9 protein-coding genes are annotated in these 12,822 nt (G+C 72.0%); 6 read left to right on the forward strand and 3 right to left on the reverse strand.

Features of this window, described 5'->3' with window-relative positions:
• Positions 1–36 precede the first annotated feature (36 nt).
• Genes ACLF6P_RS25285 through ACLF6P_RS25295 form a run of 3 tightly spaced genes read left to right on the forward strand, consistent with a single transcriptional unit; the run spans position 37 to position 4,314 of the window.
• Positions 37–2,388, forward strand: a complete 2,352-nt coding sequence (locus tag ACLF6P_RS25285; RefSeq protein ID WP_415953212.1) for an FHA domain-containing protein — start codon at positions 37–39, stop codon at positions 2,386–2,388.
• A 10-nt stretch (positions 2,389–2,398) separates the two neighbouring features.
• Positions 2,399–3,280, forward strand: coding sequence for an SH3 domain-containing protein (locus ACLF6P_RS25290; protein WP_415953213.1), 882 nt, complete (start codon positions 2,399–2,401; stop codon positions 3,278–3,280).
• Positions 3,280–4,314 carry a serine/threonine-protein kinase gene (locus ACLF6P_RS25295; RefSeq protein ID WP_415953215.1) on the forward strand — a complete coding sequence of 345 codons (1,035 nt, stop codon included), beginning with the start codon at positions 3,280–3,282 and terminating at the stop codon, positions 4,312–4,314. The genes ACLF6P_RS25290 and ACLF6P_RS25295 overlap by 1 nt, the downstream gene beginning before the upstream one ends.
• Before the next feature lie 17 nt (positions 4,315–4,331).
• Here the strand turns inward: ACLF6P_RS25295 and ACLF6P_RS25300 are convergent, their stop codons facing one another.
• Positions 4,332–5,633, reverse strand: coding sequence for a streptophobe family protein (locus ACLF6P_RS25300; protein ID WP_415953217.1), 1,302 nt, complete (start codon positions 5,631–5,633; stop codon positions 4,332–4,334).
• Positions 5,634–5,801: 168 nt separating this feature from the next.
• On the opposite strand from ACLF6P_RS25300, the gene ACLF6P_RS25305 reads away from it, so the two are divergent.
• The gene (locus ACLF6P_RS25305) at positions 5,802–7,190 is read left to right on the forward strand and encodes a DUF6777 domain-containing protein (RefSeq protein WP_415953219.1); all 1,389 of its coding nucleotides are present in this window, start codon (positions 5,802–5,804) and stop codon (positions 7,188–7,190) included.
• A gap of 305 nt (positions 7,191–7,495) precedes the next feature.
• On the opposite strand, the gene ACLF6P_RS25310 is transcribed toward ACLF6P_RS25305, so the two are convergent.
• Positions 7,496–8,461: a pirin family protein gene (locus tag ACLF6P_RS25310; RefSeq protein ID WP_415953220.1), complete on the reverse strand. Its 966-nt coding sequence runs from the start codon at positions 8,459–8,461 to the stop codon at positions 7,496–7,498.
• A 124-nt stretch (positions 8,462–8,585) separates the two neighbouring features.
• Positions 8,586–9,716 (reverse strand): methyltransferase, encoded by a 1,131-nt coding sequence (locus ACLF6P_RS25315; RefSeq protein ID WP_415953221.1) that lies wholly within the window; start codon positions 9,714–9,716, stop codon positions 8,586–8,588.
• Positions 9,717–9,941: 225 nt separating this feature from the next.
• Here ACLF6P_RS25315 and ACLF6P_RS25320 point away from each other — a divergent pair, with 225 nt between their 5' ends.
• Positions 9,942–10,283: a tetratricopeptide repeat protein gene (locus tag ACLF6P_RS25320; RefSeq protein WP_415953222.1), complete on the forward strand. Its 342-nt coding sequence runs from the start codon at positions 9,942–9,944 to the stop codon at positions 10,281–10,283.
• Between the two features lie 112 nt (positions 10,284–10,395).
• Positions 10,396–12,750, forward strand: a complete 2,355-nt coding sequence (locus ACLF6P_RS25325) for a lysylphosphatidylglycerol synthase domain-containing protein (RefSeq protein ID WP_415953223.1) — start codon at positions 10,396–10,398, stop codon at positions 12,748–12,750.
• Positions 12,751–12,822: the final 72 nt, after the last annotated feature.

Consider the following 12,822-nt stretch of genomic DNA (forward strand, 5'->3'; position numbering starts at 1 on the left):
CAGGCGCATATCTGGAACAATCGATAGAATTCGGTCATGGGAGAGCCGTCGCACGCGCCCTCCGCGCCCGTGCTCGTCCTCGAAACGGACACGGGCACCACGGTGATGATCCCCGGCCGGGACTACCACGTCGGGCGCGATCCTCTGAGCGACATCGTCCTCGACGATGCCCGGGTCTCGTGGCACCACGCGGTGCTGCGGCCGGTGGCCGACCACTGGACCCTGGAGGACGAGGGCAGCACCAACGGAACCTTCGCCGGGGGCAGGCGCATCCAGGAGTCGGGTGTCGGCCCCGGGAGCGAGATCCGGTTCGGGAGCCCCCTGGACGGGCCACGCGCGGTGCTGGCGAGCCACGGCCCTGCGCCGCCCGCGGCGCCGGAGCGGCCGTCCGCCGTCTCGATGCCCTCGGCGACCGGCACCTTCAGCCGGCCGACCACGGTACGTCCGCTCCCGATGCGCACCGTGCGCATCGGCCGCGGACTCGACAACGACCTGGTCATCGACGACCTCGTCGTCTCGCGCCGCCACGCCGAGCTCGAGGTCCACTCCGACGGCACCTACGAGATCGCCGACCTCGGCAGCCACAACGGCACCTTCCTCAACGGGCAGCCGGTCGGTCGCGCCCGGGTCTCCCCCGGTGACATCGTCGGCATCGGCCACTCCGCGTTCTGTCTGGTCGGAGACCAACTCCAGGAGTTCGTCGACACAGGCGAGGTCTCCCTCGACGTGCAGGACCTGGCGGTCGCCGTCGACCACGGCCGCAAAGTGCTGCTCGACCATGTCTCGTTCCCCGTCGGCCAGAAATGCCTGCTGGCCGTGGTCGGCCCCAGCGGCGCCGGCAAGTCCACGCTGCTGAACGCACTGACCGGCCTCCGCCCGGCGGACCAGGGGACCGTCCTCTACGACGGCCGTGACCTCTACCGCGACTACTCCGAACTCCGCCAGCGCATCGGCCTCGTGCCCCAGGACGACATCCTGCACTCCCAGCTCACCGTGCGCCGCGCACTGGAATACGCCGCCGAGCTCCGGTTCCCCGGGGACACGAACCGCTCGGAGCGGCGTGCCCGGGTGAGTGAAGTCGTCCGGGAACTGGGCCTGGAACAGCGGGAGGACCTGCCGATCCACCGCCTGTCGGGCGGCCAGCGCAAGCGGGTGAGCGTGGCGCTGGAGCTGCTGACCAAGCCGTCGCTGCTCTTCCTCGACGAGCCGACCTCAGGTCTCGATCCCGGCATGGACCGTTCGGTCATGCATATGCTCCGCGGCCTCGCCGACGACGGGCGGACCGTCATCGTCGTCACACACAGCGTGCTCAGCCTGGCGATGTGCGACCGGCTCCTTGTACTGGCCCCCGGAGGCCGGATCGCCTACTACGGGCCGCCGGACGACACCCTCGCCTTCTTCGGCTTCGAGCAGTGGCCCGAGGCGTTCGAGGCGTTCGAGACCGACCTGGCACGCGACTGGGCCGACGAGTACCGGACCTCGGTGTTCCACCGCCGGTACGTCGTCGGCTCCAGCACTCAGCCGCGCAGCCCGAGCCCCGCCACGAGAAGGGCCGTTGCTCCGCCACCGCGGACCCGCAGCTGGGGTGCGCAGTTCGGGACACTCGTACGGCGATATGCGGCAGCTCTCAGCGCCGACCGCACCTTCCTCGCGATCATGATCGCGCTGCCCTTCGTGATGGGCGCGATGGCCCGCGCCCTGGCGGGAAGCCGTCTCACCCAGGAGACGGCGATGAACGCCCTGCTCATCCTGTGCGTGGGCGGTGTGCTCACAGGGGCGGCCAACGCCGTGCGGGAGCTGGTCAAGGAACGGGTGATCTATCAGCGGGAACGCGCGGTGGGGTTGTCCAGATCCGCGTATCTGATGTCCAAGGTGGCGGTACTCGGCGCGGTGACGGTCGTACAGGCCGTGGTTCTGACGCTGGTCGCGCTCGTCGGCGTGGATCTGAACGCACCCGGCGGCCGGGGTGTGCTGCTCCCTCCCCTCCTGGAGATCACGCTGGCGGTGGCGCTGTTGTCGTTCACGGCGATGACACTCGGTCTGCTCGTCTCCGCGCTCGTGCGCAAGGAGGAAGTCACCATGCCGCTGCTGGTGCTGCTCGCCATCGTCCAGGTGGTGTTCTGCGGAGCGCTGCTGCAGCTGGACGGCGTGCCGGTGCTCGAACAGGTGGCGTGGCTGGTGCCCTCACGCTGGGCACTTGGCGCCATGGCGGGCACGGTCGACCTGTCCGAGATCGTCCCTGGCGCACTGACGCAGGACGCCTTGTTCGAGCACTCCGCCGGGGTGTGGCTGCTCGACATGGGAATGCTGGCCGCGCTCTCGGTCCTGTTCTGCTTCGCCGTCGCGCGGCTGCTGCGGCGTCATGAGCCCGCCATCATGCGGAAGTAGGGGCCTGACCATGACCACATGGGACTTCCGCCCGACGCATGTGATCCCCCAGGACGGGCTGCCCTCCTGGGAGGAACCGGATGCGTCGCACCCGTCCGAGCCACTCGACCCGCTGCTGCCGGTGCGGCTGGTGGAGCGGCGCGGCGACTGGGCGCGGGTGGAGTGCGCGAACGGCTGGGCGACCTGGGTCGACGCGCGGCTCCTGGTGTCCGTTCCGCAGCAGCCCCCGGACGCCGGCCGTCCGCTGACCCGGGCGGCGGATCCGCGGCCGCTGATGGCACGGGCCGAGGAGGCGCTGCGGCAGTACCGCAGCGCGGCGGAGGATCTGTCGCGGGGGCAGGCGGACGGAGAGGCGTTCCACCGCAGGACACAGGGGCTGCGCGTGGGGATGGTCGTGGACGGCGAGTCGGTGTGGCTGTACGACGCGGAGCACGAGCGCTGGGTGTACTGCGACGGCACCCGCCTGACGGCCTTCGCGTCCGCTGCGCCGCCGAGCCCGAACCCGGCCCTGGGTGGATCCGGTTCCGCCGCGCCCGACGGGCCGGATGCGGCGCCCGGCGGGCCGGATGCGGCGTCGGGCGGGCCGGATGCGGCGTCGGGCGGGCCGGATGCGGCTCCGGGCAATTCAGACCGTCCGACCGGCCCGGGCGCCTGGGACGTACCGGGCAGTTCGAGCGGTTCGGGCGGCACAGGCGGTATCGGGCATGAGCCGACGCGGATCGTCGACTCCGCACGGCTGCGCGAAGCGGGCGCACCCGGCGACGCCCCGGGCACGCATGGCTCCCCCGACACCCTGAACTCCCCCGACACGCCGGACTCCCCCGGCGCCTGGGGCGACGACGCCGAATCGACACGTCCGCCCACAGGTCCCGAGGTGAGGGGTGAGACCTGATGGCCGGCAGCGCGGCACGCGATCCGAGCATCGCCTACGGACGGCCCTCGGAGCTGATCGGGCGGCGGATCGCGGGCTACCTCGTGGAGCGCGAGATCGGCCGCGGCGGCATGGCGGTCGTCTACCGGGCCCGCGACCTGCGCCTGGAGCGGACGGTCGCCCTCAAACTGCTGGCCCCCGAACTCGCCCGCAACGACACCTTCCGCAGGCGGTTCACGCATGAGTCACAGGTGGCCGCGGCGATCGACCATCCGCACATCGTGCCGGTGTTCGCGGCGGGCGAGGCCGACGGCATCCTCTACATCGCCATGCGCTACGTGCCCGGGCAGGACCTGCGCATCCTGCTCGACCGTCAGGGGTCGCTGTCGGCCGAGACGGCGGGGCGGATCGCCGCGCAGGTGGCGTCCGCGCTGGACGCCGCGCACGCCCACGAGCTGGTGCACCGCGATGTGAAGCCGGGCAACATCCTCATCGCGGCGGGCACGGACAGCGACCATCCGGAGCATGTCTACCTCACCGACTTCGGCCTGACGAAGAAGTCCCTGTCGCTGACCGGCCTGACCACGGTGGGCCAGTTCGTCGGCACGCTCGACTACGTCGCGCCGGAGCAGATCTCCGGACGCCCGGTGGACGGCCGCTGCGACGTCTACAGCCTCGGCTGCGTCGTCTACGAGACGATGGCCGGGGCGCCGCCGTTCCGGCGGGACGACGATCTGGCACTGCTCTGGGCCCACCAGTACGATCCGCCGCCTCCGTTGACCACGCAGCGCCCCGATCTGCCCCGCGCCCTCGACGGCGTACTGGCCAAGGCCCTCGCCAAGACCCCGAGCGAGCGGTACGGCTCATGTCTGGAGTTCGTGTCCGACCTGCGCTCGGCCGGGGCGCAGAAGCCCCCTGACGGCGAGGGCGTCCTCGCGGGCGGCCATGCGCCGACCCGCGTCGACGCGCTCTTCCGCGGCCTCGCCGCTCCCCCGGATCCGCCGCCCGAACCGCCTCGATGGGCGATGCCGGTATTCCCCGGACGCGTCCGCTGATTCCGAGCGGCGGTACGTCAGGCAGGTGGCGTCGAGGCGGAGTCGGACCGTACTTCACCGCTGCGGCGGACAGGCAGCGCCAGCAGGCCGCCGAGGAAGCCTGCGAGCAGGCCCCAGCCCGTGGCGATGCCGACCGCCGTCCACAGATGCGGGCGCAGGGCCACCTCGGCCGAGAGCGCGCCGCCGAGGTCGCCGATGCCGAGGATCGACAGGCCGAGGTGTGCGGAGGTGGTGACGACCAGGCAGACGGCCAGCACGGTGAGGGCGAGCGCCACCGCCATGTGGACGGCGTGCTGCCAGAGCCGCACGCGTGCGGGTGAGCGGACCGCCATCAGGAAGGCCGTTCCGAGCAACAGCACCCCCGCGACGACAGCCAGCCACCACACCCGGCCGTCGTGCTCCGACAGCGTGCGCAGATTGAGGGTCGCATCGGACGAGCTCCGCAGCACCTGGTCCAGCACGTGGGGCATGGGCAGGCCGAAGGGGCCCTCCACACGGCCTTCCCAGGACGCGCCGAGGCCGAGGGTGAGGGCGAGCCACGCGAGGTTGGGCAGTCCCAGCAGAATGACGGCGAACGTCTCAGCCGCGTGACCGCGGGTCGCGGCGACCACCAGCCCGATGACGAGCCCCACGGCGACGTAGGCCAGGAGCAGGACGACCATGGCGTACGCGGCCGGACGCACCGACTCCTGAAAGCGCACGAGGCGGGCCGGGAGCGGCGCCCCACGCGAGACGAGCAGGGCCAGGACGAGCACGCCCGCGAGCCACAGGAGGCCGAAGACGAGGCTGAGGGCGTAGTCGGCGCGGAAGCCGATGCTGGGCGACGAGGTGCCGAGTACGTCGGTGAGGAGGCCGCCCGTCGGGTCGTCGACGGGGATGTCGAAGGTGTACCGGGCGCCGGCGCACAGTGCGAGGAGTGCGGCGGCCCACAGCAGGGCCAGTCGCGCCGCCCAGCCGGCGAGTTCGCCGGGGCCCGCGACGGCCCGGTGCCGCAGCGGCCGCAGAAAGCCGGTCGCGAGGGTCAGGGCCCCGGCGAGGGCGACCGAGAGCGGCAGTGCGGCGAGGTCCGCGTCCGCTCCGACGATCGCGCTCGCGTCGCCGGTCAGCGAGATCGATCCGCCGGCGGCCATCAGGACGACCGCCGCGGCCACCCGCCAGAAGGAGGCGCCCGGCAGGTCGGTAGCGCCCGCCGCCCACAGGCCGAGCGCCGCCGTCACGGCCATGACGGCCAGTGCCACGACCACTGCCACGACGGCCTGTGGCCATCCGTGGGCAGCCCGGCTCCCGCCACTTTGATCTCTGGTCTGCTGCGCGCTCACGCTGCCACGCTAAGTATCCGGGGGCGGGGGCGCTTCCTGTGCTGGGCCGACCGCGTCCGCTTGCGGACAGGGCGACGACGAGGGGCACAATAGGCCGAAATCAAGCAATATCTGACATTACGAACCAATCCACGTTCACCGACATCGCCACGCCGGGAGAAGAGACCCGTGAGTTCCCAGCCGCCGCCGTCAGACCGCCCCACCGGTCCTCCTTCCGGCCCACTGTCAGGCGGCCGTCCGGGACCCGCACCAGAGGCACCCACCGAGCTCAGCCCCACACCTCCGCCCGGCTCCCTCCCGCCGGAACCGCCTACCGGTGGCGGCAGTGGCGGCAGCAGCGGCGGGGGCGGGGGCAGCGGTGAGGGCGGCACTGGCGGCGGGGACCCGGGTGGCGGGAAGGGGGGTGGCCCCGAAGGTCCCGCTCAAGGCCCGGGCGAGGGCCCCGGCGAGGGTCCTGGAACACCCTGGTGGCGCTCTGTGCCCAAGGTGGCCGGCATCGCCGCCGCGATCGTGGCGGCCACCGTGCTGGTCATCGTTCTCACCCGTCCGGACGATGGCAGCAGCGGCGGTGGCGCATCAGGCTCGGACGGCGAGTTCTTCCTCCAGGCCGCGGGCGCCACGGGCATCGACCCGTTCACCGAATCCTCGGAGCCCGACAGTCGCCCGTCCGCACCGCCGCCGACGCTGCCCAGCGCTCCGGAGACCGGCACCAACGTCACGCGCAGCGTGGAGGGTTCGACCCCCGGCCTGTACGGCGGGACGCGCAACATCGCCAGCTGTGACGTGGAACAGCAGATCAGCACGCTCACGGCCGAGCCGGACAAGAACAAGGCGTTCGCCTCGGTGCCGGGCATCAAGGCGTCCGACGTCCCCTCGTATCTGCGGTCGCTGACTCCGATGCAGCTGCGCATGGATACCCGGGTCACCAACCACGGCTACAAGAACGGCGCGGCCAACAGCTACCAGGCGGTGCTGCAGGCGGGCACCGCGGTTCTCGTCGACGAACACGGCGTGCCGCGGGTGCGGTGCGCCTGCGGCAATCCGCTGACTCCCCCGGTGGCGCTGCGGGGCGATGCGGAACGCAAGGGCAATGTCTGGCCCGAGTACCGGCCATCGAACGTGATCGCCGTCGCTCCCGCGCCGCAGGTGGTGAACGTGTTCGTGGTCCTGGACCTCAGGAACGGCAAGTGGTTCGAACGGGAGAAGGGCGACACGGGCGAGAAGGACAAGCCGACCACGCCCCCCACCTCCGAGCCCTCGCCGACGACCACCACCCAGTCTCCGTCGCCCTCGCCGTCACTGTGCCCGTCGGGTACGACACCGTCGCCCACCACGGGAACCACCCCGGACGCCACTACCACCTGCCTGCCCGCAACGGCGTCACCCACCTCACCGTCACCCACGTCACCGTCGCCGTCGCCGTCGCCGACCGACACTTCACCGACGGACCCATCACCGCCGGACGCGACCGGCCCGTCGGCGGACGGGGCGACGGCAGACGGAGAGACGGCGGAGACCCTGCCCGGCCTCTACGCCCGCCCGACCGCCTCGGGTTAGTCGGAATACCCCGCTTCCCGCCAGCAGTGACGACCCCGCGCACCGGCTGCTGCCCCGGGCGGACTGGTCGCCCTCACCATCCGTGCGTGTACCGACGAGAGACCGGGCCGTCTGCCACCGCACTCCTTGCAGGGTGCTGATGGTGCCGCCGCCGGGACCCTTTCGCGTGCTCCGCATACCTCACCGGCCGCACGTCCGGCGTCAGTTGCCGTGCCGCTACATGTCGGCGGGCCCTCTCCGCGTGCTGCGCGGAGAGGGCCCGCCCGTACAGCTTCGGTGACTGCCTCGATCACGGAAACCACAGGTCATCGCACGCGCCCGCGTGGTTTCAGCGGCACCGGCGGGAGTTCGGGGGCGGGGAGGGGATCGCCGTCGTAGCCCTTCACCTCGCCGAAGCGGGTGCCGGTCGTCCAGTCGGTGCGGGCCTGCTCGATTTCCTCCTGCGTACGGCCGATGAAGTTCCACCACATGATGATCTCCTCCTCGAACGGCTCGCCGCCCAGGAGCATCAGCGCGGAGTCGGAGGCGGCGCGCAGGGGGAGTTCGGTGCGGCCGCAGCCGAGGTAGAGCATCGAGCCGGGGAGGACCGGGACGCCGTCGACGTGGACCTCGCCGGACATGGACAGGACCGCGTACTCGAAGTCCCGCTCCAGCGGAAGGCTGGTCTCGGCACCGTCGGCCAGGGCCAGGTCGGCTCCGACGATCGGGGTGTAGGTGGCGCCGGGTGAGGTGGCCGTGTCCAGGGTGCCGAGGACGACGGTGGCGTGGACGCCGGCCGCGGTGGCGGCCGGGAGGTCCGTGTGGTGTTCGAAGTGGGCGTCGATGTGCCGGGAGCCCTCGGGCAGCGCGGTCCACAGCTGGGCCCCGTGCAGGAACCGCGAGTGGGACCTGGGGGTCTCCTCGCTGTGGCTGATGGCCGATCCGGTGGTCTGCAGGCCGAGTTCGCGGGGGCGGATGGTGGCGAGCGAGCCGGTGGAGTCGCGGTGCAGCACCTCGCCCTGATGCAGCCAGCTCACGGTCTGCAGGCCCATGTGCGGGTGCGGCGGCACCTGCATGCCGGGCTCGTCGGCGATGTCGTCGGGGCCGTAGTGGTCGACGAAGCACCAGGCGCCGACCATGCGGCGCCCCAGGTTCGGCAGCAGCCGCCGCACTTCGGTGGACTCGCCGAGCTGCACCTTGCGCGGGGCGAGGAGCTCGCGTACGGGTTCGGCCACCACGAAACCGCGCCCGCCGCACACGGACAGGGCTGCCTCACGATCAAGATTGCTCATGCCGCTCAAGGTAGCTTCCGGGCGCCGCAAAGTCGCTCACGGCTGCAGTCTTCACGGCTGCAGACTTCACGGCTGCAGACTTCACCGCTGCAGACTTCACCGCTGCGGGCGTGAGCCCGCAGGCTCAGCGTCTGACGGCGCGCAGGATGACGAACTTCGGGTTGCCGGCCACGGTCCGGCAGTTGCCGAAGATCCGCCGCAGTGTGACGTGGTGGCCGAGGTGCCGGTTGCCGACGACCCATAGTTCGCCGCCCTGCCTGAGTGCCCGGCGGGCGTCGGCGAACATACGGCGGGCGGTGGAGTCGGTGACGGCCTGGTGACTGTGGAACGGCGGATTGTTGAGGACCAGGTCGAGGCTGCCGGAGGCCAGAGCTGTCAGCCCGTCGCCGACGAGGAATTCGGCTTTCCCGTCGGCATTGTCGCGGTACGTGGCTTCGGCGGAGGCGACGGCCTGGTACGACTCGTCGGTGAAGACCACTTCGGCCTCCGGGTTGGCGAGCGCCGCCGACGTGCCGAGCACGCCGTTGCCGCAGCCGAGGTCCGCGATGCGGCTCGGCCCTTCGCCGGTGGGGAGGTGGTCGAGGAGGAAGCGGGTGCCGATGTCGAGGCGGTCGGCACAGAAGACGCCCGCGTGGTTGGTGACCGTGCGGCCGCTCATCGGTCCGATGCCGGCGGGCAGTTCGTAGCGGTACGGCCAGGGGTTGGGCCCGCGGTTCAGGCCGGGGTCGGGGGTGGCGAAGATCAGGCGGGCCTTCTTCTTCGCCAGGGAGGTCTTCGTCGGGCCGACGAGGCGTTCGAAGAGCTGGAGCGTCGAGGTGTGGATCTCCTTGACCATGCCCGTGCCGATGACAACGCTCCCCTCGTGCAGCGCGGGGGCGAGGCGGTGCAGCTGGTCCTCCAGGAGGGCGAGGCTCTTGGGGACGCGGACAAGGAGGACGTCGATACGGTCCGGGCGCGGGTCCTGGGTGCTCAGGAGTTCGCCCGCCGTGCGGCCGGAACGCTCCAGGTTCTCCCGGGTGGCCTGGCGGGCGAGCCAGGAGTCGGTGATCTGAGTGGGCCGGTACGCGGCGAGGGCGGTGGCGAGGGCGCCCCAACGGTCACCGAGCACGACGATCCGCCGGCCTTCGAGACCGACGGATTCGAGGTGTTCCAGGAGGTAGGAATCGGAGGCGTCCCAGGCGCGGAGCCGGTCGCGCGGGTCGACGGGGTGGCGCGTGAGGTCGTAGTCGCCCCATGACGTGGTCAGACGGTTCATCGTGCCGACCAGGCTAGTCGAGCCGTTGGTCGCCGAGTGCCACGGCGGCACGCTCGCGGTTCGACGCCGGTACGCGGCCGGTTCGACGCCGGTACGCGGCCGGTTCGACGTCAGCACGAGACGGGCTCGCGTCGGTGCGGTGCCGTACCGACGCAGCACCCCCACAAGCGACTAGTGGAATACTCAACTACCTGGCGGGGTTGACCCGGCGCAAAGGAGGTCACCGTGACGGAGACGTACTACACGCAGGGAAGCACCGCCGAGCGCTGGACGCGGGCGGGGCTGTTCTTCGAGGCGAAGGACTACGCCGCCGCGGCAAGGGTGCTGGGTTCGCTCGTCGAGGAGGTGCCCGAGCAGGTGGCGCCCCGGCTGCTGCTCGCCCGTGCGTACTACCACTCGGCCCAGCTCGCGCGCGCCGAGGCCGAGCTGCGCAGGGTCATCGACCTCGACCCGGTCGAGCACTACGCCCGGCTGATGCTGGGACGCACCCTGGAGCGCCAGGGCCGCGACGAGGAGGCCGCGGGCCAGCTGCGCCTGGCAGAGGCGCTGGGCGCGAGCCTCACGTAGCCACAAGGCCCGGGCCTCGCCCGTCCGGGCTAAGGCCGCGGGTCCGCCGGGCACGGGGCGTGCCACGATCATCACGTCGGAGATCTCGGGCTCATGGCGGACGGCTGGCACTGTGACGCTGAGCGGGAACGCGAAGGACAGCGGGGCCACCTCCCTGCGCCGGGGTCCGGCCCGCCGTCCCGTGGACCGGGTCCGCCTGGTCCTCACGGCGGTCGGCTTCCTGCTCGTGGTCGGCCTCGCCGTCCTCCAGCGGGCCGTCCCGGATCTGCTGCTCGCGCCGATCGTCTTCGCGGCGGGCATCGTGATGGCCGCGGTGCCCGCCTTCGTTGCCGTGGAGCGCCTGATACGCGGCGAGGCACGGCTGGTCACCGACGGAGTGCTCGCCGGACTCCTCGCGTATCTCACGGCGCTCGGTATCAATCTGTACGTACTCGGCCCGGGCCCCGACGTATTGCACCGGGCCCTCGCACAGACCCACGGCAACACCGGCGGCAGCTCACCCCTGCACCTGTACATCGCCACGGTCGTCGCCTTCATCACCGTCGTCGGCTTCGCCGACCGCGATCTGCTGCGCAATGCCGCCTGGGGCGGCCTCACCATCACCGCGCTCGCCGCGCTCGTCGGGAACACGGCGACGCTGCCCGGCATGCTCCTGACGTTCCTCCTCGGGCGTGCCGTGGCCTTCGCGGTGCGCTGGCTGCGCGGCACGAGCGATCCCTCCCCGACGGACGCGGAGGTCGCGGCGGCCCTCGCCGAGACGGATCTGCCGCCGGTCGCGAGCCGCCGGATCGCCAACGCCCGGGACGGTACGCGGCGCTACGAGGCCGTCACCGTCACCGGTGAACGCTTCACGGTCACCCTCCTCGACCGCGACCGGATCACCGCGGGCCTCGCCTACCGCCTCTATCAGCGGCTGCGGCTGCGCAGGCCCGCACAGAGCCAGGGGCTCGTATCGCTGCAGCACGTGGTCGAGCAGCGGACCCTGCTCGCCCTGGCGGTGCGGCACAGCGGCATCCGCACCCCGCGGCTGGCCGCCGTACGCAAGGTCAACGCCGATGCGACGCTCCTCGCGTACGAGGATGTGCCGGGCCGCTCCCTGGACCGGCTGCGGCCCGAGGAGCTGACGGACGGGCTGCTGCGGGAGGTGTGGCGGCTCGCCCGGGATCTGCACGCGCACCAGATCAGCCACCGCCGGATGTCCGCGGACGCGTTCATCGCCGCGGACGACGGCACCGTATGGCTGACGCGTCTGGAGGCGGGCGGGGTCGCCTCGACCTCGTTGCAGCACCGGCTCGACGATGCCGAACTCCTCGTCACCCTCGGTCTGCTGTCCACCCCGGAACGGGCCGTGCACGCCGCACGTGAGGTGCTCGGCGATGCCACGCTCGGCGCCGTGCTGCCGCTGCTGCGCCCTGCGGGCCTGAGCCTGGCGACGCGTTCACGGCTGCGCCGCGACAAGGGCGTCATGGAGCAGGTCGGCCAGGAGATCCTCGCGTTCCAGCCGGCCGCGCCGCCCGCGAAGGCCGTGGTCTACGAGCGGCTGCGGCCGCGCACGATCCTGTCCGCGCTCGGCGGCTGTGTGGCCGTGTACTTCCTGATCGGGCAGTTCGCCTCGCAGCCGATCGGGCAGGTGTTCCGCGGGATCTCCTGGCCGTGGGCGCTGCTCGCACTCGCCGGTGCCGCCGTGACGTATGTGGCGGCCGCGATGAACCTGGCCGGTTTCGTGCCCCTGCGGCTGCCGTATGTTCGGCTGCTGCTGGCCCAGCTCGCGGCCTCGTTCGTGACGCTGGTGACGCCGGCGGCGATCGGCGGCATCGCGGTCAACACCCGCTTCCTGCAGAAGGCGGGCATCGCCTCCGGTCTCGCGGTGACCTGCATGGCGGCCTCGCAGATCGCGATGTTCGGGGCGTTCCTGCTCCTGGTCATGCTCTTCGGCTCGCTGTCGGGCTCCTCCACGGGCGCCCAGCTGCCGCCCTCGTCGGTGATCGTGACCGTGCTGCTCGCGGTGGCGCTGCTGGCCGTGGTGGTCGCCACGGTGCCCAGGCTGCGCAGGTTCGCGCTCGACCGGGTGAAGCCGTACTTCAGCGATGTGGGTCCGCGGATGCTGGAGCTGGCCCGGGATCCGGCGCGGCTCGCTGTCGGTGTGGGCGGCGCGTTCCTGCTGCCGATCGCGGGCAGTGCCGCGCTGTGGGCCTCGGTGCTCGCCTTCGAGGACGAGAGGCCGGTGCAGTTCGCGACGGTCGCGGTTGTCTTCCTGATCGGCAAGACGGCCGGTTCGCTGGTGCCGACGCCCGGCGGCCTGGGCGCGGTGGAGGCGGTCCTGTCCGGTGGCCTGGCCGCGGCGACCGGGATCAGCGGCTCGACGGCCTTCTCGGCCGTGATTCTCTTCCGGCTCCTCACGTTCTGGCTGCCGATCGTGCCGGGCTGGGTGGCCACGACGTGGCTGCAGAAGCGGGAGGCGCTGTGAGCGCGGTGCGGGCGGGCCACCGCCACCGCCCTGCGCGCACGCTGCGGCCCGCCCGCACCCGCCCGCACCCGC

The organism is Streptomyces lothianensis (assembly GCF_047779955.1).
Classification (GTDB): domain Bacteria; phylum Actinomycetota; class Actinomycetes; order Streptomycetales; family Streptomycetaceae; genus Streptomyces.